Here is a 25,367-nt window from a genome sequence, read left to right as displayed (position 1 = left end):
CTGTGGTTATTCGGGATTAAAACGAGATAAGCTTCTTAAAAAAAGCTATGTGTGTAAAAAGGTCATTAAAAAAGCAATGTTTGCAAATTGCGACTTTTTCTTTTTGGAATGTTAAAATGTGGATGTGTTTTCGTTATTTTAGCATTCTAAATATTTTTTATGACAAAAAATAAACACATAGGTAAAAATTTTTCATTACTATTTCTGGTATTGATAACCTTTTTAAAGGGGTATTCCCAGCAAAAACCTTCATTGGGGAAAATATATGATCGATATGGAAAGCAGTATACTCTTAATGACATAACAATCAATACTCCGGATAGATCGTTAAATAGATCACCGCAGCTGACATGTTCATCAACGTCTTATTTTAATTTGTTTTTCGAAACAGGATCAGGAATGGAAAATACTTCAAACCCGGTTCATAATGCCCGCAGGCTTGTAATCTGTAAAGTTTTTGAAGACTTGTCTAATTTTATTACTTCTCCACTTACTGCTACCGGTAAGAAAGTAAATATTTTGGTTAAGAATTTCAACAATACTTCTGCTCCGGCAGGAGTTTTAGGTATGGCATCTTCATATTACATTGCACCTTATAATCCAGGTATTTTTGCAGGAGGTATTTTGGATGGGGAAATGTGGAAGACAATACATCTGGGAAATGATTCTTATACTAATATGGGAAATTTAGGTAATTTTTACCACGGTGAGGTTGCTTTTAACTTCACCGATTCAAATATATTGTGGCATACAGATCTGACAATAAATGCACCAGGTAATTTATATGATTTATATACCGTTATGTTGCATGAGATAACGCATGCCCTGGGCTTTAATAGCTTTATAGATCAAAATGGAGCTTCAATAACCGGAATGGGGTATTATACCAGATATGATACTTTTTTAAGATCCAATACAAATCAACCGTTGCTGACTATGGGGAGTTGTACAATGTATGACGTTAGTTTTAACCCAATCGTACCGCTTTCAATTTTACGGCCGGGATGTACTTCACCAGACAATTTAAGCAGTGGTTCACTTAACAGTACGGTCTGTATTAATGCCGTAAAATATGTAGGAACTTCTACTGTACCGGTTTATACTCCAACCTGTTTTGAACCGGGTAGCAGTTTAAGTCATTTTGAAGATCAGTTATATCCAACCTGTACAAGTCCTTATGGTAATGATGCCTATTTTGTATTGAGTAACAATATCAACAAAGGAATTACCAAAAGATATTTAAAAAACGAAGAACGTAAAACCTTATGTGATATAGGTTATAATGTAAAAACTACTTTTGGTTCAAGTACTACAAGTAGTGGTTTTATTAATTATGGAGGCACGGCTTGTAGTGGTATTACAGTTGCTGGTCTTAATGATGGGATAAATGCAGATGGTACCTATACATTTATAGGCTCGATTAGTACAGCTGGTGCTACCAGTACCAACGTAATCCTATCAGGAATTTTATCCAACGATGTAAATGCTACTAGTTTTGAATGTCTGCAGGATATCACAGCAGCAGCAACACTTTCGGCAACAGCAGGGACAGCAGGAACAACAATTAATTTTACAACAATAGTTCCCGGTTTACACCTGTTGCGCTATGTACCGGTTAATGGTACACAACGAGGGAATATTACTTATATGTATGTATATATTTTACCACTACCTAACCCGGATAGCTGCAGTCCTGTACCTACAGCCTGTAATTTGGTAATGAATGGTGATTTTGAGCAGTATTCCAGTTTGCCAACAAGTGCTTATCAAATAACAAAAGCCTGCGGATGGAATTATCCAAGTTCTCCTGTAATGGCTCCTTCCTACTTTAATGCGCTTGCTGCTCCTAATTCAACTTCTCATACACCAGGTGTTCCTTGTAATATGCGTGGCTATCAGACGTCTAATAATAATATTGGTAATGGATATGCAAATATCATCGTTTCCAAGCATAATCTGGGTAGAGCACATTTGTATACAACGTTAAAAACACCTTTGCAGCCTAACACTACTTATCAATTGAGTTTTGACGCATCGCTAGCTGAAGGATCTAGTGCTTTTGCAAGTAGCTTACAGGCTTATTTTTCGAATATTGAAGTAGTCCCTCTAAATCCTACGACAGAGATTAGTATTACAAATACAGCTAATCTATTTACATCACCAGGAATAATAAGAAATACTAATGGCTGGGATACCATAACATTTAATTTTACCACGACTACGGGTGGTGAGCAATTTTTGTATTTAGGAGCATTGAATAACGAAACAATAGTGACAAATACTCCTGCTTCGAATATTCCAGGATGTGAATATTATAATTATGCGAATGAAGAATTAAACTCACCACAAACTTTTCGTAGAAGTTATTATATAGATAATGTTGTTTTAATTCCTACTAACGGGAAGAAACTGGAACTACCTACAGCTATTTGTACTACTCAAAAGCTCAATGATTTAAGAGCTTATTTGTCTGATGTACCTGAGAATGGCGTTTTTTCAGGTCCGGGCGTAACGGTAACCAATGGCGTTTATTCTTTTAATGCCTCAGTAGCAGGTGTTGGTATTATAACCATTGGCTATACATTCACTAATTCAAATGGTTGTGTAACAACTTTATATGGAACGATTAATGTAACAACCACAGTGGCTAATACGATTGCAATAGATGCTATAAACGATGATTTTACCAGTGCACCCATATACAGTAATACTGGTGGTACTACTATTAGCGTATATGCAAATGATAAGTATAATGGCGTGCTTTCTAGTCCAGAATCGTTATCCAATGTTTCTATGGCATTAGTTGCACCGGTTTCTATTGCAGGTGCAAGTATTGATAGTATGGGAGCAATTACTGTTCCTGTAAATACTCCGGCTGGAACTTATGTTTTAACTTATTCATTAAGTGTTTTTGGGAATTGCAATATTACAGACACTGCTACAGTTACTATTGTTGTAAGTAGGGCAAATGAGTCTACGCTGCCTGCTAATGTAAGAGCTAATAATTTGGTTAGGAATATTGGGCAGCAAAATACCAATAAAATAATTATTGCAGGTCACTTTTCCACGTACAATAATATTTCAAAACCTTATATAGCCAGACTTAATACCGATCTAACATTAGACCCAGGCTTTAGTTATACAGGTAACCAGGGAGGAAATGGATTAGCAATACAATCGGATAATAAAATCATTGTAGTGTCGACTAATTCAGTATTTAGCAGCACGACTTCATGTGTTACCAGATTATTGCCGGATGGAGGTGTCGATCCAGGTTTTAATGTGGGTGGTGTAGGTACTGCGGGAATGTCTGGTCGTACAAACCATAATGGTTATGCCTGTGCAATACAATCGGATGGTAAAATATTAGTGGGAGGGGATTTCTATTCATATAATGGAGTACAAAAAGAAGGTATAGTAAGGCTTAAGACGGACGGGACTTTAGACCCTACTTTTAACCCTACAGAATTAAATACATATTATTGGGCTATTGTTCAGTCCATATTGATACAACCGGATGGTAAAATTCTCTTATTGGGTAGTTTTTCATCACCAGTTGCAGGTACTACAGTAAAAAATATCATTCGATTGAATGCCAACGGTACACTTGATAGTAGTTTTTTTGCTGGAGATACCATAGGCTCAATAAGTTATAATGATCTGAATGTCTCTATTTTTGGTCCTTTAACTAAAATGGTGTTACAGGCAGATGGTAAGATCATAGTTGTGGGAGGTTTTACAAAATATAATGGTACTAATGTAAAATGTATCGTAAGGTTATTAAATAACGGGCAAATTGACCCTAATTTTAATATTACTATGGGTGTAGAAAGAGGTATAAATGACATACTCTTGGAACCGGGTACTAACAAAATAATCATTGCAGGAGAGTTTACTACTTTTAATGGAAATCCGGTGAAAAAGATGATACGCCTTAATCCAAACGGAGCATTAGACTCTACGTTTTCTATTGGTGAAGGAACTACAGATTTGCCAGGTATAACCAATAATTATATTAAAGCGTTAAAATTACAGAGTGATGGTAAAATAATAGTGGGAGGGAAATTCCTGACTTTTAATGGACTACCGGCTGGAAATATTACCAGAATATCTGGTACGGCAGGCTTCCAGGCTAAAGTTGGTGAACCTGAGATTGAAATGAATCAAAGCTATAGCAATATTAAAGTTTATCCAAACCCAAGCAAGGAGTTGTTTAATATTGATTTAAGCCAGGAAAAAGAAGCCTATTATTTGGTTTCTATTTATAATATTTTAGGCGAAAAAATATATTCTACGAGTTTAACTCCAAAAGAGAATAATATAATAAATCTGCAACATTTGGCAACGGGTTATTATTTGGCAAAACTGGAAAATGGTATACAGACAGTAACTCTTAAACTAATTAAAAACTAATAAACATGATTATAACGAAAAGCATACAATTGTTATGCACATAAAATAGCACGGATATTTGATGAAATCAATATGAATCATCAACCTAAAAATGATCTTTAAAAAAATCTCAAAAGTATAAGTTGCTTTTGAGATTTTTTATGTGATTCAACCCTATCTAAAATAATTTTCAGTTTTGATTTTAGGACAATATTGTTAGGGGCTTTATTAATAGCTATTTAAAATGTAGCCAATCATATTGTTCTTGTCGATGATTTAGCTGTTTACGACAGTATAGTAACAGAAAGCAGTCACAGGAGAAAACACCTCGCCGCTTTTTTGATGAAACAGTTTGAACAGCTGTCCTTATAAAAAGGAGGTTCGAATAAATTTCTGGTCGCAACAGAAAAAAGGAAGGTATTGGACTGCTCTTTAGGCTGGTAACTTTGCTGCCTTTATACCACTGTAGTGATCCTGGATTAGTGCCAATAATTACCCGAAAAGTCAAATGCCCGAAAAAATAATTTGATCTGGATGAATAAAAAGGCGGCAATAAGTTTAGGCAGGTACAGGTACAATAACCGGTCCTGATTTTTTTTAGGTTACAAAATCCTTTAGCAGGGTTTTATCTCGAATTATTTTTGTACTTATGCATTTTTCCTTTTGATAAAATGAATAATCAACAATATCCGATTCCACACAACGAATTAGAACGTTTAGCCGCATTAAAGCGTTACAATATCCTGGACACATTGCCCGATCATGCTTTTAATGATGCAACAAAACTGGTATCCTACATCTGCGGCGTACCTATTGCCCATATTTCATTTATAGATGAGAGCAGGCAGTGGTTTAAATCCGAAATAGGAATTGGAGTGTCGGAAGTTCCGCGTGAAATTACGTTCTGCCAGTATACCATTATGGATTCCAAAATGGTTGAAATAAGCGATACCTTTTTAAACGACCAATTTAAAGACGATCCGAATGTAACCGGGGGCTTTAAAATCAGATTTTATGCCGGTATTCCGCTTACCACGCCTGATGGTTACAACATAGGCACCATCTGCGCGATAGACCACGTTTCTAAAGAGCTTAACGAAAACCAGCGGAATGCCCTTTCAATCGTGGCAAAACACGTTATAAACCAACTGGAACTAAGAACCAAAAATATTGAACTGGACGCTCAGAGAAAAATTGCCGAAAGAGCGGTATTGGCCAAAGATAGTTTCCTGGCCAATATGAGTCACGAGATCAGAACACCGTTAAATGCGATAATTGGCTTTACGGATCTTCTTGCCCAGACAAAACTGGATGCTACCCAGCATGATTATATCGATAGTGTACAGATAGCCGGGGAAAACCTGCTGCTGATCATTAATGATATTCTGGATCTTTCTAAAATTGAATCCGGTAATTTAACCATTGAGACAGAACCATTCAATTTAAAAAAGACACTTAAACACGTTTATAATTTACTAAAAGTAAAGGTTCCGAAAGATATTGAATTCAATCTCTTCCTGGATGCAGATATGCCGGAAATGGTGGTTGGCGATCAGGGAAGACTAAACCAGGTGCTGGTTAACCTTGTGGGTAACGCTCTGAAGTTTACAGAAGATGGAGAAGTAACGGTTTCTGTAAAAATGGTTGAAGAAACAGACAATCATTATGCACTTCGGTTCTCGGTTAAAGATACCGGTATTGGTATTCCGGAGAATAAGCTCAAAACTATTTTTGAACGCTTCACGCAGGCAGAAGAAAGTACTACGCGAAGATTTGGCGGTACAGGACTTGGTCTCAGCATTGTAAAGCAGTTAATTGAATTACAGAACGCCGAAATCCAGGTGAAGAGTAAGGAAGGAAGAGGTTCCGAATTTTTCTTTGTACTCACCTATGAAAAAGCAGCTTATACGGAAACAAAAACGGAAACATTATCCGGAGAAAATCTGGGCAGACTTAAAATACTGCTTTGTGAAGACAATGTTTTAAATCAAAAACTGGCGAAGAGTGTTATCAATAACTTTGGTTTTGAATTAGACATTGCCGAAAACGGAGAAGTAGGGATAGAACTCTTATTAAAAAACGAATACGATCTGATACTGATGGATCTTCAGATGCCGGTTAAAGATGGTTACCAGACCACCGAATATATCAGGAATGACCTGAACTCATCGATTCCTATTGTTGCCATGACGGCACACTCCCTCATTGGAGAACAGGAACGTTGTTATGATGTGGGGATGAATGCTTATGTACCCAAACCGTTCAAACAGGCAGTCCTTTTAGAAGCTATAAAAGCGGCATTGAGCCCGGATAATAAACTTAACCGTAAGCGAAAGGTCGATTTGTCTTTTATCGATGAAACATCAAGCGGAGACCAGAACTTCAGAAAAGAAATTATAGCTCTTTTTATAGAAAAAATTCCGGCCGATGTAGCACAGCTGCAGGAAGCCTTTCATAATAATGACCACGATATGGTAAAGCGGCTGACGCATAATATGAAATCCAGTTTAGACATGTTCATGCTGGAAGACCTTAGTCACTGTTTGTCCGCTATCGAGATGGAAGCCGGATTGGGTCAGTTTACCTCAGCAACAGCCGGGGAAATCGATACCCTGCATTCCGGAATTGTAGAAGTAGTTAAATATTTAAAAGAGCTGTTGTAAAAAAATATTATATATGGTTTTACATCATTTTTGGCTCGAATAAAATACAATTTGCCCCCAAGACAAATATTAAATCAATGAGAATAGTTTTAGCAGAAGATAATGATATCCTACGCAAATCATTATCTTTTTTCTTAGAGTCTAAAGGATATACTGTTGACCAGTTTTCTGATGGTAAGGATGCACTGGATGCTATTGAAACCAATAGTTACGACCTGATCCTTACCGATATCAACATGCCCGGCATCAGCGGAATGGAAATCACGCAGTATGTAAGACAGCGCCTGAATTCAGATATTCCTGTAATTATACTGACTTCTTCAGGGGTGGAACAGACCGAACTGGATTCTTTCGACATCGGAGCCAACGAATTTATAGCTAAACCGGTCAGTCCGGCGGTGCTTTTGGTGAGAATCAATAAGCTGTTGAACATCCGTGTTTGATGACGTTTAGATACGATTTTATTTTTCTGCCGGTGTACAGATAGTACAGAAACAGGTTTACTTTTCAGCTAATTATTACGAAATATTTCTAAAATGATACATTTCCGGGAACTTTATACAAGCGGTACATGGAGCGAGCCTTTTTTAATCCTGGCAACCGGCTTGTTTATAACGGCATCATTTTTCCTGTACCTGTTCATTATTAAAAGCCGAAGCGGCAATATAAAAAGAGAAAGGCTCCGGATTGTATACAGTAGCTGTATTGACAAATTACTGTTTGCCGTGGCTTTCCAGGACATTCCTTTTTCTGTCGTTATGCAGGACGAAGAGTATGCGGCGAAAGCAGATAATCGTTTTTTCCGGGAAGTGATAACGGAGTCGGTTATCAACCTCCATAAAAATTATGATGGCCTTTATGCACAGAAGCTGGAACAGTTTTATAAAGAATCCGGATTAATCAATGATTCCTTAAAAAAGCTTAAAAGCCTCAAATGGGATGTCCGCTGTAAAGGGATTACCGAACTGGCGGAGATGAACGTTAAGGACGCTTTCGATACGATCATAACATATTCCAAAGCCCGGAATAAAACCTTGCAGATTACCGCCATAAATGCGGGAATCAAACTGGGTGGGACAGAAGGGATCGTACACCTCACAGCACATCCTTATCCGATTGATGACTGGACGCAGGTGAATATTATAGACGCTTTTAAAAAACATGATTTAGGCGATACCAAAGGGATTGAGTATTTACTGGAATCACAGAATACAACGGTTATCGCTCTCGGCTTAAAGCTTATTAAAGAACTTAAGCTGTCACAAAAAGTGCCGTATGTAGCACAGTTGGCCGAAAGAGCGCCCAATACCGCAATAAAATATGAAGCGCAAAACGTATTACAGACATTAACAATATAAGCAGATGACTTTTTTGAATAATGAAATAGCATTGTTTTTTGACCTGTATTTAGTCCTTATACTGGCCTATGCGGTATTGATTATGTCGTCCTATCTCATATTGGCATACCTTTCTGCCAAAGAGCTGAGAGGCTATCTTAAAAAGAATAGTTTTGTAGACTATAACGTACTGCTTACAAGCGAATTTGCGCCGAAACTTTCCCTGATCGCACCGGCATACAATGAAGGTTTCACGATTGAAGAAAATGTAAAATCGTTACTTTCCCTGAATTACAACAATTATCAGGTAATCGTAGTGAATGACGGGAGTAAGGACAATTCGATGGAGATCCTGATCAGGACGTATGATCTTGTCCTAACGGAACTTGAGGTGCATTCAAAAATTGAAACAAAAAAAATAAAAGGCCTGTACCGCTCCCGGAATGCAGCGTTTAAAAAACTGATTGTAGTTGATAAGGAAAACGGAGGCAAAGCCGATGCCCTGAATGCAGGTCTTAATATAGCAGAATATCCATACGTGGTATGTATTGATGTGGATTGTATCCTTGATAAAGATTCACTGCTCAAACTGGCAAAACCTTTTCTCGAATCGCATGGCAAGCGCATTATTGCGACCGGCGGCGTAGTGAGGATAGCGAACCAGTGCATTATTAAAAACGGACGTCTGGTTGAGGTAAATGTTCCGGATAGCATGCTGTCCCGCATACAGGTTCTGGAATATTTAAGGGCTTTTCTTTTAGGAAGAATGGCCTGGGGCAGGCTTGACGGATTATTATTAATCAGCGGTGCTTTTGGAGCCTTTGATAAAGAAATAGCCTTATTGGCTGGTGGCTATAGCACCAAAACGGTAGGAGAGGATATGGAACTCGTGGTACGCATGCGGCGTTATATGCTCGAAAACAAACTGCCTTATGCGGTTAGTTATATACCCGATCCGCTGTGCTGGACCGAAGCACCGGAAGAATTCAAAATATTCAAAAAGCAGCGCAGCCGCTGGATGCGGGGAACAATCGAAACCCTTAGCATTCATAAAAAAATGTTCCTGAATCCGAATTACAAACTTTTGGGACTAATCAGCGTACCATACTGGACACTATTTGAATTTTTGGCACCGGCAATAGAGTTTATAGGGTTTATCATGACCGTTATTTTCCTGATATCCGGTATGCTCAACTGGCATTTCTTCTTTTTACTGATATTGTTTGTCTATTCCTTTGCTATTTTCTTTTCGGTTATTGCGCTGTACTGTGAAGAGCTTACGTACCACAAATACCCCAAACAAGCCGATTTTGTAAAACTGTTACTGGCTGCTTTTATAGAACCGTTATATTTTCACCCGATAACGGTTTATTCCGCTTTGGTAGGGTATAAAGAAAAAATTATGGGTACCAAAGGCTGGGGCGAAATGACAAGAAAAGGGTTTACGAAGAAGTGATAATAAAGTAACGGCTTTCTAAACACTTGGTACTTTACCAAATAAAATATCAATTTCCTTTTCTGATGCGTTCTACATTTTTGTTCATGATGTGCCGTACTATGTTGCTGAAAATAAACCGCTTTAAGGGGCTTAATTGTTGCTGGTGCCGGGCATAAAAATCATCGGGCGTATCAAAAAGTCCAAAGTCCTGATTGATTCCTTTGTCCTGAATGTAGGTATGGTTAAGGTTCCATTCGATCGGTGGGGTTTCAAAATTGGATGTGTACGCACCAAATCCACAAAAAGTTGCTTTGCAATCTTTGTATAGCTGCTGCAATCTGGACAAATATGGCTTATCCAAGATCACCCCTTCCATAAAATACCATTGTCCGTCTACCCAAACTTCTACCCAACTGTGTAGGATATCGGAAGGCGAAAGCCGATACCAAATTCCTGTGATTGCTCCTTTTTGTAATGCTTTATCAATGGTAAAGCCATGAATGCGGTTTGGTATATCCGTTGCCCGAAGTAAAGCCATCAGCAAGGTGGCCTTGGTATTGCATTGTCCGTAACCATCTTTCAGGATTTTGGATGCCGGGATAGCGTCAGATGTATTGTATCCAAATTTTATTTCATCCCGTACAAAATTGTAAACAGCCTTTACCCGGGCAACTGTTTCGAGTGGCATCCACTGTCTTTGTTCCACCAATTCCCGGATAGTGGTATGTGAATAATCCAGCAGGGGAGTTTCTTTTAAATAGTTGTTCATGTCATTCATATCTGTATTGCAAAATTGAACAATATAAATGAGATAGACTTGTATAAACTGGCTATTTTAGTTGGGATAGGATTTTTGGGGTCAATCCAAAGTTTCCTTAAACAACCTGTTGTAATGCGGACTGTCTATAAATCCAAACTGGTGTGCCGTTTCCGTGTTATACCAAAACTTAAACATGTCTTCATTTTACAGGGAGATGTTTTCTTATTCTGGCAAATTACTGTTGCTTAATCACATTCTGCCGATGCTCAATCCCCCAGACAATCATGGCGTCTATTACATTCTTAAATGATTTTCCGGACTCTGTAAACTCATATTCCACTGTAATGGGGAAGGTGTCGTAAACGGTTCGTTTTACCATACCATTCAGTTCCAAATCCCGTAATTCTTTGGAGAGCATTCTGGGCGTGATTTTCGGAATTTCTTTTTCCAGGTTTTTAAAACGCTTTTTGCCAAACTGCAGGGAAGCCATGATGCGTAATTTCCATTTGCCGGCCAACACATTTAATGTATCGTTGACCGCCATCATATACGATTCAGGGCATTTTTTGATGCGATTGATGTCGATTAATTCCATTTCCATACCTTATCTTTTACTGCGATACTATACAAAAGTAAGTATTTGTTTTGTAAATTTGCATGATAAAGCAATTAAAAAAAGTAACAGGCTTCGATGAATCGAATCAAAATGAATAAAAAGATATTTTCCTTCCTGACTGTAATCGTTGCCCCGACCGCTGGTTGGCTTTATGCTCACAACCAACAGTCCGCTAAAGAATTTCCAACAGCTCAGGAAGATTTGATCAGGATAAAATCAGAAAATAAAATGAAGATAGAAATTTGGAGCGATGTGATGTGTCCGTTCTGTTACATCGGAAAAGCAAAATTTGACACGGCTCTGCAAGATTTTGCAGATAAAAATAACGTGGAAATCGAATGGAAAAGTTTCCAGGTTATGCCCGATTTACAGACACAGCCTGGCAGAAGCATTCACGATATACTGGTAGAGAAAAAAAGAATAAGCCTTGCAGAGGCCAAACAATTGAACGGCTATGCTACACGGATGGGAAAGGAGGTGGGCTTGACCTACAATTTTGATAAGGCCATTCCTGCCAACACCTTGAGAGCGCACCAGTTTCAGCATTTCGCCAAAGCCAATGGCAAAGGAATTGAAGCGGAAGAGGTAATGTTTAAAGCCTACTTTACAGATGGCAAAAACATTGACGACATCAATACTCTATTGGACTTGGGTAAAACCATTGGCTTGAATGCAGATGCGCTGAAAAAAGCATTAGACGGGCAGACATATTTACCAGAGGTACAAGCAGACTTTAGAGAAGCACAGCAGATCGGCGTAACAGGCGTTCCTTTTTTTGTGTTCAATAGAAAATATGCGGTTTCGGGAGCTCAGGACCCTAAGTCGTTTTTGGACGTATTGGAAAAATCATTTGCCGAATGGCGCAAGGACCATCCGGAAACAAAATTAGAAATCATCGAAGGAGCTTCCTGCAAACCCGATGGCACGTGTGAATAATGAATCATCAAATAATACTATTAGGACAATGAAAATAGCAGTTATCGGGGCTACCGGTTTTGTGGGCAGCCAAATTACCAATGAATTAGTGAACAGGAATCTGGATGTAGTGGCTATTTCCAGAAAGGAAAACACGTCGGACAAAAGTAATCTTCAGTTTGTGCAAGTGGACGTTACGGATGTAAATACCTTGACAGAAACTTTAAAGAGTGCAGATGTAGTGGTGAATGCCTTTAGCGCTGCAGCCGGTGTGTCAAACTGCTGGTAATTTTTGGAGATGTCAGCCGGCCAGAGCCGATGACGGTATTCTGGACACAGTATGCCTAGTCATTAACAGATAAGCCTGTAAAAGGCATGCTCACAGGTCCTGTTACAATATTACAATGGTCTTTTGTAAGGGACGACCGGCCACGTTCGCAAACCTGTCTTCAGATTGCGCTGGCAATAAGGGATGAGGTAGCCGACCTTGAAAAAGCAGGTGTAAAAGTAATCCAGATTGATGAGCTGGCAATAAGAGAAGGACTTCCTTTGCGAAAGGCTGAGTGGCCGCAATACTTTGAATGGTCAATCAAAGCTTTTAGGGTTTCTGCCGCTGTAGTTAAAGATACTACCCAGATACATACCCATATGTGCTATTCTGAATTTAATGATATCATTGAAGATATTGCAGATATGGATGCCGATGTAATCACTATTGAGTGTTCCCGTTTGCAAATGGAACTTCTGGATACCTTTGCACATTTCAATTATCCAAACGATATTGGTCCGGGCGTATATGACATCCACTCACTAAGGGTTCCGTCTCAGGATAAAATGGTGAACCTGCTCAATAAAGCCGAAATGTTAAACGCCGCAAAAGCAATGCTTGAAAAAAAGGCTGTTGAAGTGTAGCAGATACTTAGTTTTACGTTTTAAATTAAAGATCCGGTTAATAGCTGGATCTTTTTTATTGGAATTAAGAATGGTATTGATTTGGTTGGTACACATTGCTTAGCAGTTTCCTTTTCTCTACATACTCCTGACTACTGATTTGTTGATGGATAAATTCCAATAGAATATCTTATTAAGTGCTCGAAAGAATTATGAGGAGTGGAAGTGGTGAGATTTTTTATATTAATCTAAATAAAAAGAATCTTTTTTATTATAGCAATTCTTTAAGTTCTTCTATATTCTTTCGGACACTTACCTGTAAGTCTTTATACTCCTCCGTAATCTGATCTTGACTTTTATTTGCAATAAAAAACAGCTTTTCAGAAATAACAAATAAATTACATTTTAACAATCCATCTGAAACATTATTATTCATACACCAAATATCAATCGCAGGTTTTGATAAACCAGTCAATTGATGTTTAAAAGATTTTTTATTAATGATTTTAATAACCTCTCTTTGTAAATCCACTCTACTGTTAAATTCTGCTCTCATAACTTTCTAAAATTTCATTGAACCATCTATCTATTCTCTCTATTTCTAATAGAAATATGGCAAACGATTCTTTACTAATATAATAATTAATTCCTCTTGTTGAACTAATTCTTGACATCATTAACATCTCTTTAATACCATTATCTAATATCAAAGGGTAATCTGTTAATTTTTCAAATGACTGTCTGCTAAAGATAGGCTTCTCATAACATCCAAGGGTATAGCAAGTCGCAAAATTTCTAATCGCTAAAAATATCATTGCCAAATCAAAAATAATAGACAATTCATTATCCTTCATAGAGTCAATACTATCCTCAAAAAGCTTTTTAAACTTCAGCAAATCAGATTTACAATTTGTATAAATCGATGGTTTACTTAAACTTTCTAAAAAATCTTTATCAGATGTATAAACTAATTTTGATTCATAATATAAATGCCATGCAAATGGATTACCCTCCTTATACATTTGCTCTATTCTACTTGGGGTATAGATAGAGTATTTATTAGTATCGATATTTTGTATGTTTTCATCACTAATCAATAACAAATCAATATCTGAATATTGATCAACTTCTCCACGAACTACTGAGCCGAAAATATAAATATTCCTCATCGTCTATTATATTTTTTAATAATTATTGACATAAGTAATCCAAAACTAATCATACGTACAATAATTAAAAATAAGTTTAGAGAGTTTGGGTAGTATGAAAAATATTCTATATTACTCTCATTCTTTACAGTTATGCCTAAATATTGACAAGGAACTTTTATTAAGAATGTATTGATAAATTCAAAAAAACCATATTTGTTTTTACTTATAGTAGCATCTACTAAAGTCAAAATGAAGAAAATTATTATATTAAATCTGATTAATCGTTTTAGGCTTTCACCATTACCCCAAACAAAATCAAGAGCACAAACTTTACACCATTTAATAAACTGTTCTGTTCTTCGTTTAATCCCTCCATATTTTTTTTTATACCATTCATCACCAGATAGCCAACTATCTTTTAAATGACTTTTGGTTGCGTCTAATTCAATGCTGACAGCTTTAGATGCTTTGATATAATCACCAATTGAAGCGTAATTTAATTTCAACGAACGTGCAAATTTATATTTTAAATTATCTTTTTTTGGAGCACATTCAAAAATTTCATCATCAACAAAAGTTTTTTCAAAAATTACATAATCAAAATTACATAACTCAAAATAAGAACCTTGTAAATTACAATTTATAAACTTAGCTCCTTCAAATTTACAATTAATAAAGCGACAATCTTTTAAATAACAACTATCAAAAATTGTTTTTGAAAAATCTATGTTTTCAAATAAAAAATTTGTCGCTACACATCTTACAAGTAAATAATTCACATACTGAATATTTTGAATAAAATAAATTCCATTCTTTTTGTCAGAAGTGTAAAACATAAAGTCCTTTATTTCTTTTCGATTAGTTGGTTTAAATTTCTGTTCAGCATGTTTTCTCCTTTCATCTTCTTGTTTTCTCTTTTCATCTTCTTGTCTTCTCTTTTCATCTTCTTGCTTATTTAATTTCTGAATTATAATATCGATAATTGCTTCTTTGTCGAAATTGCAACAAGATATCTTTTCTTGTTTAGAAGTATTCTCCGTATTGTTTTTGAAATTATCAACTTTGATTTTCTTTTTCTTAGCCATATTAAAACAATATATTTTATGAACGAGCTTATAAACTCTAATTCTATTAACATCGTCAATGTTTTCTTTGTATTCAAATTGGCTAAAAAAAATAATTTTTTTTACCATTCTAAATCTTTCATCAAGATATATTGATGGTCTAATTACATCAAATACAAAAAAAAGTTATTTTAAATTTTGAATCTTTATTGGATTTTATGAAAATTATTATGATTAAAGTAAATATAAGTAAATGTTGAACGTAAAAAAAGAAAAAATAATGAGTAAATCTATAAGTGAATTGTTTTGTTGATAAAATTGAAATTATTTAAATAATCGAAGAAATTAAATTGAATATCACAATTTTTAAAATATTGGTTACAAGTTTTTATAGAGTAATTCCCAATCTTGAGCTTGGGCTAATTTTTTTAAGATGTGTACCTCTAAACTGAAGTTCCATTTTAATGATGCTTAGAAATATCGAATCATAATTTCTTCTTTTTGAACAGACAATTTTGAGTCAAGTGCTTATGAATTATTTCTTTAATTATAAAGATATATATGATGTAATGAGTATATTAGTTGAGCTGATTACAGGAAACTAATGAGAGAGAGGTTTTTAAAAGCAAAAGAAATATATTTACTTCCCAATACAAAAATTCGCAAAAATATTCCCCAATAACTCATCATTCGTTACCTGTCCGGTGATTTCTCCAAAATAATATAGAGCCTGCCGGATATCGATTGCCATCAGGTCGCTGGACAGATTGGACTGTAAACCCCATTGTACCTTTTGGATCTCTTCCAGAGCTTTTAAAAGGGAATCATAATGACGGGTATTCGTTACGATGGTTTCATTATTGCGCAAAGCACCGGTATTTACAAACGATAAAAGCTTGTCTTTTAATTCCTCAACGCTAATATTTTCTTTGGCACTGATTAATAGAATATCCGGAATTTCCGACTGTATCTGAGCGGTTTGTGCCGCGGTTAGTTTATCGGCTTTATTACCAATGATTACCAATGGTTTTAACGGAAACTGGTTGCGGATCTTTTCGATTTCAACCTGAACGGAATTCAGATTTTCGCCAAGGATTGCCGAACTGTCTACCAGGTACACCACTACCTGTGCCTGCTCCATCTTTTCAAAAGTCTTTTTGATACCGATACTTTCTACATAATCGACCGTTTCACGGATACCGGCTGTATCAATAAAACGGAAACCGATTCCGTTGATCACCAACTCATCTTCAATGGTATCACGCGTTGTTCCGGCAATGTCCGATACAATTGCACGCTCCTCGTTTAAAAGCGCATTCAGTAACGTCGATTTCCCCACATTCGGTTCACCGACAATCGCTACCGGAATACCGTTTTTAATCACATTCCCCACAGCAAACGAATCGATCAGACGTTTTAAAACAAACTCGATACGATTCAGTAACTCGTGAAACTGTGTTCTGTCGGCAAACTCCACATCTTCCTCTGCAAAATCCAGCTCTAATTCAATCAGGGAAGCAAAATTCAGCAGCTCTTCACGCAATTTGGCTATCTCGTTGCTAAAACCGCCGCGCATTTGCTGCATGGCTATCTGATGGGAAGCCTCGTTGTCGGAAGCAATTAAATCGGCCACAGCCTCTGCCTGCGACAAATCCAGCTTACCGTTTAAAAAAGCACGTAGCGTAAACTCACCGGCATTTGCCATACGGCAGCCTTTGCGGAGCAATAATTGAATAATCTGCTGCTGTATATACGTAGAACCGTGACAGGAAACTTCCACCGTGTTTTCGCCGGTATACGAATTGGTACCCTTAAAAAGAGACAGCAATACCTGGTCCAATACCTTTTCACCGTCAACAATATGCCCCAAATGCAGGGTATGCGTACGCTGCCGGGTAATATCCTTTCCGGAAACCGATTGAAAAACAGACGCAGCAATGCTGATCGCCTCTTTTCCTGAAATTCGAATAACGGCAATGGCACCTGCTCCCGAAGGAGTTGCCAGGGCAACAATAGTATCTTGTGGAATCATAAGTATGCTCAAAAACGAAATAAGACAGCAAAGGTACAAAAGAAATACTGTTGAAATCAAAACCGGCAGCAACAGCATTATTTTGTAGGGTTAAATAATTGTGAAACTGGTTTTTGCCCGGTGTTTTTTGTAATTCTTTTACTAACTTTATAGAAAATAAATTCAAAACTATTAACCATGAAAAAGATCCTTTTCCCTACAGATTTTTCAGAAACAGCTAACAATGCATTTATTTACGCCTTAAAATTCGCGAATAAACTTCAGGCTGAAGTACTGGTTTTGCATGTATATGATTTACCGCCCATTTCCTATGAAGGACATGCCACCGCTATTGTAGAAGTGTTTGAAACCATTGAGCTCGATAAATTCGAAAATTTTAAAGATCAGATACCTTCCCTTAGAAAAATAGCGGAGGATAATGATTTGGGTTATATCAAAATGCAGCATCTGTTAAAACAGGGCGATTTGATTCATGTAATAAAAGAAGTTGTAAAAGAAGAAGAAATCGACATGGTGGTGATGGGAACAACCGGAGCAACCGGCTGGCAGGAAACCTTTTTTGGATCCAATGCAGGAAGTGCCATTACGAACGTCAGCAAAAATATTCTAAGCGTACCCAATGATGCAAAATTTGATATTATCAGGAATATTGCGTTTACAACACGTTTTAGAGAACAGGATAAAGAAGGATTGTACGAGGTGATTAAGTTTGCCAAAATGTTTAATGCGAAAATTAAATGTCTGGCAGTGAAAACTAAAAATTTCGAAGGCACGGAAGAACTAATAGAACAATGGCGACAGGAATTTGAAAAGCAGCCGGTTGAATTTTTCGTCGTTCCGGATGACGATGTCAAACAAACCATTTTTGACTTTCTGGATAATCAGCATATTGATATCCTGTCGATGGTGACCTATAAACGTTCTTTCTTTGAAGAGTTGTTCAGACAAAGTCTGACTCAGAAATTATCGTATCATTCCAAAACACCGATTTTAGTATTGCACGAATAAAATTACAAACAGTATAGCCGTATTGTTTGGTAATTGGAAAAGTAAAAATCACAAAACGCTTTACAAAAAAGTGATCAGGGAGTAGGAAATAGGAATGGAAATATACGATAACAGTAGAAATAGTGATTATTATCCGAAGTTATCGTATATTACAAATCAAATAAGTATAGCAGTTATGGGAACGATAGAAATAAAAAACGAGCTTCACAAAATTATTGAGAATAGTGACGCGACTTCAGTGAGTGATTTTTACATGCTGGTAACGGATTATATGACACAGGCGGAGAAATGTATTATTACCATTGCTGAAGAAAACATCAGTGATGCCAAGATCAACTGCCATCAGCATTTAAAAGAAATCATGTCCGGATGGGAGGGATGGTCCAACCTGTTCTTCTAAGCATCATGCGTATGTAGCATAACGACAAAGTAAAAATGACAATATAATCAGCAAAGCCGTATTTATTTACGGCTTTATTATTTTAGCACAGCGATAATTCAGGATATGCTATAAAGCCTGACTGATAAAAACGATGTTGAACGGCAGTCAGGTTTTTTGTACTTTTGGAATCTTAATACCGACTTTTGAGAACAGCAATTGCAAAACAGATCCCTAATCCGGAAGCCTTTAAAAGACAGTTATTACTTTGGGCGCGACAATTCCGGGAAATTATATTTTTAGACAGTAACGATTACCCGCAGCAATACGGTAGTTATGATGCTGTTCTGGCTGCAGATGCGTTTACGTCCATCAAAACCGATTATCAGAATGCTTTTGAAGATTTAAGACAATACCAGTCGCAGGCAAAAGACTGGCTGTTTGGCTATCTGGCTTACGATCTGAAAAATGATACGGAACAACTGCATTCGAACAATCATGACGGCTTACATTTTCCCGATTTGTTTTTCTTTCAGCCTAAAAAACTGTTCTTGTTAAAAGGAAACGATCTGGAAATCCGCTATCTGAACATGTGTGATGATGAAGTCGATTCCGATTGGGATGACATACAGTCCGTTACGGAATATCAGGAGGTAATTCCTCAAAACAACCGTATTCAGCAGCGTATCAGCAAAGTGGAATATGTAGATAAGGTTAGTACAATGCTGCATCATATCCATAGAGGGGATATTTATGAAGCCAACTTCTGTATGGAATTTTTTGCTGAAAACGCAACAATAGAACCGTTTGAAGTGTACCGTAAGCTAAATGCCATTTCCCAGCCGCCATTTGCTGTCTTTTTTAAAAATAACAGCCATTATCTCTTGTCGGCTTCACCGGAAAGGTACCTGCGGAAAGAAGGAACCAAAGTAATTTCCCAACCGATAAAAGGAACGGCTAAGCGCCATACTGATATACTACAGGACACCGAAGCTAAAACAATACTGGCACAGCATCCGAAAGAACGTTCAGAAAACATCATGATTGTCGATCTGGTACGGAACGATTTATCCCATACGGCCGAAAAAGGCAGTGTAAAAGTTGAAGAACTCTGCGGAATTTACAGCTTTAAACAAGTACACCAGATGATCTCTACCGTTGTTTCGGAAGTCAGTAAGGCAATTTCACCGGTCGAAATAATAAGAACCACCTTTCCGATGGGCAGTATGACCGGAGCACCAAAAATATCGGCTATGGAAATAATCGAAGCACTCGAAGAAACCAAAAGAGGACTGTATAGCGGTGCTGTAGGTTATTTTACACCCGAAGGCGACTTCGATTTCAATGTGGTCATCCGGAGTATTCTATACCATGCAGCGGAACAATATGTTTCGTTTTCTGTGGGCAGTGCCATTACAGCGGCGGCTTTACCCGAAGATGAGTATGAAGAATGCCTGCTGAAAGCCAGAGCCATGCGGGAAGTACTGGAAGGAAACAGGGAATGAGTCCTGTAAAGGAGCCAAACAAACCCCGATATCTTTTTGTAAATTTGTATTCATTGTTATCATTCAAAACCTGACATTTTAAAATATAATGCTGCCAAAACTCCAAAAAATCATTACAACCGATTTTCCTTTTCTGCAGGAAAAGAAATTGCTGCTTGCGGTAAGTGGAGGAGTAGACAGCATCGTTATGATCCGGTTATTTCATAAGCTTAATTACCAGCTTGCCGTGGCTCATTGCAATTTCGGACTGAGAGGAGCGGAAAGTGATGGGGATGAAGCTTTTGTCATGGAAACTTGCCAGGCGCTGGATATACCGCTTTTTACGACGCGTTTTGATACGACCGGATATGCAGAGCAGCATAAATTATCGATTCAGCTGGCCGCGCGCCAGTTGCGTTACGACTGGTTCCATACGCTATTGGAAAACGAAGGCTATGATTACCTGCTCACAGCGCACCATGCAGATGACGCCATCGAAACGTTTTTGATCAACCTGACCCGTGGAACCGGATTGGAAGGACTAACCGGAATTCCGAAACAAAACGATAAAATCATAAGACCTTTATTGGCGTTCAGCCGGAAAGAAATTGAAGAATATGCCCGGGAACATCAGATTTCGTGGAGAGAAGACAGCAGTAATGCATCCGACAAATACCAGCGAAACCGCCTGCGCCATCAGCTTGTTCCGGTACTGAAAGAACTCAACCCGAATTTCCTGAACAGCTTTCAGGAAACATTACAGCATTTGCAGCAGGCAGAAACCCTGATGAAAGATGCCGCTGCGCAGATGTACAAACTGATCGTAACCGAAAAAGAAGAACAAAAGCTCATTTCGATAGAAAAATTAAAACTGTTATCAGACTATAATGCGTATCTGTATCAGTGGTTAAAACCATTCGGATTTACCGCCTGGAATGATATTTACGATTTAGTGGAAGCACAATCCGGGAAACAGGTGTTTTCTGCCGGTTACCGCCTGCTGAAAGACCGTGAATTTTTAATCCTGGAAAAACAGAAAAAAACAGAAAACCGCACCTATGAAATTGCGGAAAATCAGGAAATAAAACCCGATGATTTTAGTATCGTCATGGCGTCCGTAACAAATGTTACAGATAACGAAGACAGCAGGGTTATCTTTGTTGATAAAGATAAGTTAAAATTACCCTTAGTTTTGCGTAAATGGGAAGAAGGTGATTATTTTTACCCTTCTGGAATGAATGGCCGGAAAAAACTGAGTAAATACTTTAAAGACGAAAAATTTTCGTTAATAGATAAAGAAAAATGCTGGCTTTTATGTTCAGACAATCAGATTGTATGGGTTGTCGGAAAACGTTCAGACCGCAGATTTAAAGTAGAACCAATAACCAAAACCATTATAAAAATTGAATTACGCTTATGGTAATTGCCCCAAAAAAGAAAGAAGGCGATTGTCTGTAATTCGAAAGCAAATAAAAATTACATGAAAAAATTAACCTCCTTACTACTTCTTTTTTTTACTTTTTTAAGTACGCAGGCACAGATTTTAGACCCCGTTAAATGGAAAACTTCCGTAGAGAAAAAATCCGATAATGAAGTTGTCCTGGTATTTGAAGCCGCTATCGATAACGAATGGCATATGTATTCACAGTTCACTCCGGATGGAGGGGCATTGCCAACCGTTTTTACCTATAAAGACAGTAAAGGGAACTACGAAATAGTAGGAAAAACAAAAGAAAGCGAATATAAAAAAGTCTTTAATGATGTTTTTGAAGTAGACGAATATTACTTTGCCAATAAAGCCCGTTTTACACAAACGATAAAAGTAACCAATCCGAACTTAAAATCGGTTAAAGCGGCAATTTCATACCAGGTTTGTAAAGAAGCCTGTATCCAGCAGGATAAAACCTTCGAATTTGTACTTCCGGCTTTAAAGATTGCAGCTTCCGAAGCAACAGCAGGTTCTGTATCAGACACACTCCAAACGGCAGCAACAGTGGATACGGCAGCAGTAAAAGAAACCGTAGCAGCAGTTGATACAGCAAAACCAATCGGTAAAAAAGAAGAACAAAAAGGACTGTTTACCATTTTTATCATTGCCTTTTTCTCCGGATTCGCAGCGTTGCTAACACCTTGTGTATTCCCGATGATTCCAATGACGGTAAGCTTCTTTACCAAACAAAGTAAAACTAAAGCGCAGGGAATCAAAAATGCCGTGATCTACGGTATCTCGATCATCTTGATTTATGTATTATTAGGCTCATTAGTAACCGCAATATTTGGAGCAGATGCCCTAAATGCACTGTCTACAAACGTTTGGTTCAACATTATATTCTTTATCCTTTTAGTGGTATTTGCCTCTTCATTTTTAGGAGCATTCGAAATCATGTTACCCAATTCATGGGCGAATAAAGTAGACCGCCAGGCAGACAGAGGCGGTATAATTGGAATCTTGTTCATGGCACTGGCACTGGCAATTGTTTCATTCTCCTGTACCGGACCTATCGTAGGAACGTTATTGGTTGAAGCCGCATCTAAAGGTGGTATCGCGCCAATTGTAGGAATGTTAGGATTCTCATTGGCACTGGCATTACCGTTTATGCTATTTGCAATGTTCCCGGGCTGGTTAAACTCCCTGCCAAAATCGGGCGGCTGGTTAAACACCGTAAAAGTTGTGTTAGGATTTTTAGAATTGGCATTAGCGTTTAAATTCCTTTCCAATGCCGATTTGGTATTGCAATTGCATTTGCTGGAAAGAGAAGTATTCTTAGCGATCTGGATCGCCATTTTCGGAGTTCTTGCCCTATACTTATTCGGGAAAATCACCTTACCGCATGACAGTCCGTTATCGCACATTTCTGTAGGAAGATTGTATATGGGACTTTTGGTATTAATGTTTACGGTCTATCTGATTCCGGGACTTTGGGGAGCGCCTTTAAAACTGATTTCAGGATTCCCACCGCCAATGACCTATAGCGAAAGCCCGTATGGTGTTGGTAATGCCAAAGGCGGAAGCAGCACAGCAAGTGAAAAACTGCCGGATGGTGCTAAATTAGGCGCACATGATATTATGGCATTCACCGATTATGAAAAAGGAATGGCGTATGCCAAATCGGTAAACAAACCGGTATTACTGGACTTCACCGGGTTTGCCTGTGTGAATTGCAGAAAGATGGAAGACTTCGTATGGTCCAAACCGGAAATACTTGCTGTACTGAAAGAGAAAGTGGTTTTAATTTCGCTATATGTAGATGACAAGCGTGAATTACCTGAAAACGAACAATATGTTTCCAAAGAAACCGGAAAAGAAATCGTAACGGTAGGAAACAAATGGAGTGACTTCCAGATTACCCATTATAAAGCCAATGCGCAACCGTATTATATTATTTTAGACAATCAGGAAAACAGACTGTCAGAACCGGTGGGCTATACTCCGGATGCAGAAGAATATAAACTATGGCTGGATACCGCTATAGCCAAATACTGAGTCGTCCTAAAATAGGTTGACAGATTTTAGAATAAAAATATATTAACCAGTCAGGTTTACCTGGCTGGTTTTTTCATGTATAAAATTAGGCGTTTTCATCATTAAACTCAAATGAGGTCTTTTAGCATTATACGTTTCTATCGCTGTTTTTATAAGCTTTCCTAAAGTCTGACCATCTTTGCATTTATAAAACAAGAATTCGTTTTTTAAAATTCCATTTATTCTTTCAGCTAAAGCATTTTGATAGCAATCATATCCGTCAGTCATAGAGAGCGTAATACCGTTTTTAGCTAATACTTCCTGATAAATTTTAGAACAATATTGTAATCCTCTATCGGAGTGATGTATCAGTGGTAATGTTGATTTTCTATTCTGTATAGCCATTTTTAATGCCTGTACCACATTTTCAGAACTCATATCATCACTCAGTTTATACTCCATTATTTTTCTGCTATAAGCATCAGTAACTAAAGACAGATAATGGGTTTTCCGGGATGATTTGACATAAGTGATATCACTTACATATACCTGTTCAGGACGTTTAATCTCACACTCTTTCAAAAGATTTTCGTACTTGTGTAGCCAATGTTTAGAATGTGTAATTTTAGTGTAACTCTTCATTGGTTTAACAAGTAACTTCTCCCTTCTTAGATAACCAAATAAGGCATCACGACCTATCTTTACACCCTGTTGATCAAATTGCTTCGAAAGTAGGTAATATAGTTTACGTGTCCCTATACGTGGCATTTCCAATCGCAAAGAAAGAACCAGATGCTTTACTTTGAGTAACTCAGATTCCCGATCGAGGATTCTTTTTTGTTCCTGATATATAGCTTGCCTACTTATCCCAAACAATCGGCAACTTTTGGACAAACTTATTCCTGCTCCTTCCCGGAGTCGGAAGATGGTTTGGGAGAAAACTTTTTTCGGATCTGGGTTCCGTACTGACTATCAGAAATGTCGATCATCGTATTGAGGATCTTATTTCGAAGCTTCTCATCTGCCAGTTCTTTCTCTAATCGTTTAATAATCTGAGCCGGGGTTTCTTTAGATTTAGACATAAATAACAGATTTGGTTTACTCCAGTCTAAGTTACCATATTTTCGCAGCCAAACCAAAACAGTACTTCTGCCTTGGATACCGTAAACAGTTTGAGCCTGTTTATAGGTCATTTCGCCTTGTTCAACTCGGGAAACTACAGCTAATTTAAAAGCCATATTATAATCCTTTTGAGTACGCTTAATTGGCCTTGTTGTTGTGTCTTTCATAATAAGTCGATTTTGTGTCAACTTATTTCAGGACGGGACATACAAATAAAAAAAGCCACTCAATTGAGTGGCTTTTTTTATTTTAATATATGCTGACTTAATATTTGGTAAACTTCATTGATATTGTTGTCTTTACCGAATTGCTTTTTAATCGGAGCCGCTTCACCGGTAATCCAGATTTTTAAATCGGCATCCAGATCCATTAATCCGGCACTTTCTTTAGAAAACTTTTTAATGCTGGTATACGGGATGGACTGATAATCTACTTTTGATCCTGTTAAACCTTGTTTATCAACCAGGATAAGACGTTTGTTCGTGAATACAAACATATCTCTGATCACTTTAAAAGCCTTTTCGATATGTTCCCCCTGAATTAAGATCGGGTCGAACTCTTTTGCTATTTTCTCTGTGCTTACTTCCGAAGCGTTGCCCATAATGGCGTTAAATAATCCCATAATTGCTGTATGAATAAAAACTCGCCAAAT

At 37.5% G+C, this 25,367-nt stretch carries 20 protein-coding genes and 1 pseudogene; 13 read left to right on the top strand and 8 right to left on the bottom strand.

Annotated features, from left to right (window positions below):
- Positions 1-159 precede the first annotated feature (159 nt).
- The 5 genes from HW120_RS14160 (at position 160) to HW120_RS14140 (ending at position 9,848) form a co-directional block, all read left to right on the top strand.
- Positions 160-4,413, top strand: coding sequence for a T9SS type A sorting domain-containing protein (locus HW120_RS14160; RefSeq protein WP_177734728.1), 4,254 nt, complete (start codon positions 160-162; stop codon positions 4,411-4,413).
- A 650-nt stretch (positions 4,414-5,063) separates the two neighbouring features.
- Positions 5,064-7,055, top strand: a complete 1,992-nt coding sequence (locus tag HW120_RS14155; RefSeq protein WP_177734727.1) for a GAF domain-containing hybrid sensor histidine kinase/response regulator — start codon at positions 5,064-5,066, stop codon at positions 7,053-7,055.
- 77 nt (positions 7,056-7,132) lie between these two features.
- Complete coding sequence (locus HW120_RS14150; protein WP_177734726.1) at positions 7,133-7,498, top strand: response regulator transcription factor; 366 nt, start codon at positions 7,133-7,135, stop codon at positions 7,496-7,498.
- Positions 7,499-7,591: 93 nt separating this feature from the next.
- Positions 7,592-8,413 carry a hypothetical protein gene (locus HW120_RS14145; protein ID WP_177734725.1) on the top strand — a complete coding sequence of 274 codons (822 nt, stop codon included), beginning with the start codon at positions 7,592-7,594 and terminating at the stop codon, positions 8,411-8,413.
- A 4-nt stretch (positions 8,414-8,417) separates the two neighbouring features.
- A complete protein-coding gene (locus HW120_RS14140) occupies positions 8,418-9,848 on the top strand; it encodes a glycosyltransferase family 2 protein (RefSeq protein WP_246296995.1) in 1,431 nt (476 codons plus the stop codon).
- A 49-nt stretch (positions 9,849-9,897) separates the two neighbouring features.
- On the opposite strand, the gene HW120_RS14135 is transcribed toward HW120_RS14140, so the two are convergent.
- Together HW120_RS14135 and HW120_RS14130 are read right to left on the bottom strand one after the other, a co-directional pair.
- Entirely contained in the window at positions 9,898-10,608 is a 711-nt protein-coding gene (locus tag HW120_RS14135) for a transglutaminase-like domain-containing protein (protein WP_246296994.1), read from the bottom strand.
- A 217-nt stretch (positions 10,609-10,825) separates the two neighbouring features.
- Entirely contained in the window at positions 10,826-11,191 is a 366-nt protein-coding gene (locus HW120_RS14130; protein ID WP_218618728.1) for a winged helix-turn-helix transcriptional regulator, read from the bottom strand.
- A 90-nt stretch (positions 11,192-11,281) separates the two neighbouring features.
- On the opposite strand from HW120_RS14130, the gene HW120_RS14125 reads away from it, so the two are divergent.
- From HW120_RS14125 to HW120_RS14115, 3 genes and pseudogenes are all read left to right on the top strand, one after another.
- The gene (locus HW120_RS14125; protein WP_246296993.1) at positions 11,282-12,142 is read left to right on the top strand and encodes a DsbA family oxidoreductase; all 861 of its coding nucleotides are present in this window, start codon (positions 11,282-11,284) and stop codon (positions 12,140-12,142) included.
- Positions 12,126-12,410, top strand: coding sequence for an NAD(P)-dependent oxidoreductase (locus tag HW120_RS14120; RefSeq protein WP_317168389.1), 285 nt, complete (start codon positions 12,126-12,128; stop codon positions 12,408-12,410). The genes HW120_RS14125 and HW120_RS14120 overlap by 17 nt, the downstream gene beginning before the upstream one ends.
- Positions 12,386-12,979: pseudogene (locus HW120_RS14115) on the top strand (5-methyltetrahydropteroyltriglutamate--homocysteine S-methyltransferase); the annotation flags it as partial. The gene HW120_RS14120 and the pseudogene HW120_RS14115, both read left to right, overlap by 25 nt.
- Before the next feature lie 304 nt (positions 12,980-13,283).
- Here HW120_RS14115 and HW120_RS14110 read toward each other — a convergent pair.
- The 4 genes from HW120_RS14110 to mnmE form a co-directional block, all read right to left on the bottom strand.
- Positions 13,284-13,568 carry a hypothetical protein gene (locus tag HW120_RS14110; RefSeq protein ID WP_177734723.1) on the bottom strand — a complete coding sequence of 95 codons (285 nt, stop codon included), beginning with the start codon at positions 13,566-13,568 and terminating at the stop codon, positions 13,284-13,286.
- Positions 13,552-14,181: a nucleotidyltransferase domain-containing protein gene (locus HW120_RS14105; RefSeq protein ID WP_177734722.1), complete on the bottom strand. Its 630-nt coding sequence runs from the start codon at positions 14,179-14,181 to the stop codon at positions 13,552-13,554. The genes HW120_RS14110 and HW120_RS14105 overlap by 17 nt, the downstream gene beginning before the upstream one ends.
- Entirely contained in the window at positions 14,178-15,248 is a 1,071-nt protein-coding gene (locus tag HW120_RS14100; protein WP_177734721.1) for a pentapeptide repeat-containing protein, read from the bottom strand. Before HW120_RS14100 ends, HW120_RS14105 begins: the two co-directional genes overlap by 4 nt.
- 619 nt (positions 15,249-15,867) lie before the next feature.
- Positions 15,868-17,259, bottom strand: coding sequence for a tRNA uridine-5-carboxymethylaminomethyl(34) synthesis GTPase MnmE (mnmE, locus tag HW120_RS14095; RefSeq protein WP_177734720.1), 1,392 nt, complete (start codon positions 17,257-17,259; stop codon positions 15,868-15,870).
- Positions 17,260-17,436: 177 nt separating this feature from the next.
- Here mnmE and HW120_RS14090 point away from each other — a divergent pair, with 177 nt between their 5' ends.
- The 5 genes from HW120_RS14090 (at position 17,437) to HW120_RS14070 (ending at position 23,614) form a co-directional block, all read left to right on the top strand.
- Positions 17,437-18,267 (top strand): universal stress protein, encoded by an 831-nt coding sequence (locus tag HW120_RS14090; RefSeq protein WP_177734719.1) that lies wholly within the window; start codon positions 17,437-17,439, stop codon positions 18,265-18,267.
- A gap of 175 nt (positions 18,268-18,442) precedes the next feature.
- Complete coding sequence (locus HW120_RS14085; protein WP_177734718.1) at positions 18,443-18,667, top strand: hypothetical protein; 225 nt, start codon at positions 18,443-18,445, stop codon at positions 18,665-18,667.
- A gap of 185 nt (positions 18,668-18,852) precedes the next feature.
- Positions 18,853-20,151 (top strand): anthranilate synthase component I family protein, encoded by a 1,299-nt coding sequence (locus HW120_RS14080; protein ID WP_177734717.1) that lies wholly within the window; start codon positions 18,853-18,855, stop codon positions 20,149-20,151.
- An 88-nt stretch (positions 20,152-20,239) separates the two neighbouring features.
- Entirely contained in the window at positions 20,240-21,553 is a 1,314-nt protein-coding gene (tilS, locus tag HW120_RS14075) for a tRNA lysidine(34) synthetase TilS (protein WP_177734716.1), read from the top strand.
- A gap of 57 nt (positions 21,554-21,610) precedes the next feature.
- Positions 21,611-23,614: a protein-disulfide reductase DsbD family protein gene (locus HW120_RS14070; RefSeq protein WP_177734715.1), complete on the top strand. Its 2,004-nt coding sequence runs from the start codon at positions 21,611-21,613 to the stop codon at positions 23,612-23,614.
- 42 nt (positions 23,615-23,656) lie between these two features.
- Here the strand turns inward: HW120_RS14070 and HW120_RS14065 are convergent.
- Together HW120_RS14065 and HW120_RS14060 are read right to left on the bottom strand one after the other, a co-directional pair.
- Positions 23,657-24,882, bottom strand: a protein-coding gene (locus HW120_RS14065; RefSeq protein ID WP_394353028.1) for an IS3 family transposase whose coding sequence is annotated in 2 segments (ribosomal slippage) — positions 23,657-24,534 and positions 24,534-24,882 — 1,227 coding nt in all. Because the reading frame shifts where the segments join, the coding sequence is not laid out codon by codon here.
- Positions 24,883-24,959: 77 nt separating this feature from the next.
- A complete protein-coding gene (locus HW120_RS14060; RefSeq protein ID WP_177734713.1) occupies positions 24,960-25,337 on the bottom strand; it encodes a PH domain-containing protein in 378 nt (125 codons plus the stop codon).
- Between the last annotated feature and the right edge of the window lie 30 nt (positions 25,338-25,367).

The sequence above is a fragment of the Flavobacterium inviolabile genome (assembly GCF_013389455.1).
In the GTDB taxonomy this organism is placed as follows: domain Bacteria; phylum Bacteroidota; class Bacteroidia; order Flavobacteriales; family Flavobacteriaceae; genus Flavobacterium; species Flavobacterium inviolabile.
The sequence above is the reverse complement of the archived record's forward strand: the minus strand, read 5'-3'. Positions and strand labels throughout refer to the sequence as shown.

What these genes read in the sequence shown, in the direction of transcription:
- HW120_RS14160 (WP_177734728.1), top strand. Translation starts at nt 160, where the DNA reads ATGACAAAAAATAAACACATAGGTAAAAATTTTTCATTACTATTTCTG.
- HW120_RS14155 (WP_177734727.1), top strand. Translation starts at nt 5,064, where the DNA reads ATGAATAATCAACAATATCCGATTCCACACAACGAATTAGAACGTTTA.
- HW120_RS14150 (WP_177734726.1), top strand. Translation starts at nt 7,133, where the DNA reads ATGAGAATAGTTTTAGCAGAAGATAATGATATCCTACGCAAATCATTA.
- HW120_RS14145 (WP_177734725.1), top strand. Translation starts at nt 7,592, where the DNA reads ATGATACATTTCCGGGAACTTTATACAAGCGGTACATGGAGCGAGCCT.
- HW120_RS14140 (WP_246296995.1), top strand. Translation starts at nt 8,418, where the DNA reads ATGACTTTTTTGAATAATGAAATAGCATTGTTTTTTGACCTGTATTTA.
- HW120_RS14135 (WP_246296994.1), bottom strand. Translation starts at nt 10,608, where the DNA reads ATGAATGACATGAACAACTATTTAAAAGAAACTCCCCTGCTGGATTAT.
- HW120_RS14130 (WP_218618728.1), bottom strand. Translation starts at nt 11,191, where the DNA reads ATGGAAATGGAATTAATCGACATCAATCGCATCAAAAAATGCCCTGAA.
- HW120_RS14125 (WP_246296993.1), top strand. Translation starts at nt 11,282, where the DNA reads ATGAATCGAATCAAAATGAATAAAAAGATATTTTCCTTCCTGACTGTA.
- HW120_RS14120 (WP_317168389.1), top strand. Translation starts at nt 12,126, where the DNA reads ATGGCACGTGTGAATAATGAATCATCAAATAATACTATTAGGACAATG.
- HW120_RS14110 (WP_177734723.1), bottom strand. Translation starts at nt 13,568, where the DNA reads ATGAGAGCAGAATTTAACAGTAGAGTGGATTTACAAAGAGAGGTTATT.
- HW120_RS14105 (WP_177734722.1), bottom strand. Translation starts at nt 14,181, where the DNA reads ATGAGGAATATTTATATTTTCGGCTCAGTAGTTCGTGGAGAAGTTGAT.
- HW120_RS14100 (WP_177734721.1), bottom strand. Translation starts at nt 15,248, where the DNA reads ATGGCTAAGAAAAAGAAAATCAAAGTTGATAATTTCAAAAACAATACG.
- mnmE (WP_177734720.1), bottom strand. Translation starts at nt 17,259, where the DNA reads ATGATTCCACAAGATACTATTGTTGCCCTGGCAACTCCTTCGGGAGCA.
- HW120_RS14090 (WP_177734719.1), top strand. Translation starts at nt 17,437, where the DNA reads ATGAAAAAGATCCTTTTCCCTACAGATTTTTCAGAAACAGCTAACAAT.
- HW120_RS14085 (WP_177734718.1), top strand. Translation starts at nt 18,443, where the DNA reads ATGGGAACGATAGAAATAAAAAACGAGCTTCACAAAATTATTGAGAAT.
- tilS (WP_177734716.1), top strand. Translation starts at nt 20,240, where the DNA reads ATGCTGCCAAAACTCCAAAAAATCATTACAACCGATTTTCCTTTTCTG.
- HW120_RS14070 (WP_177734715.1), top strand. Translation starts at nt 21,611, where the DNA reads ATGAAAAAATTAACCTCCTTACTACTTCTTTTTTTTACTTTTTTAAGT.
- HW120_RS14060 (WP_177734713.1), bottom strand. Translation starts at nt 25,337, where the DNA reads ATGGGATTATTTAACGCCATTATGGGCAACGCTTCGGAAGTAAGCACA.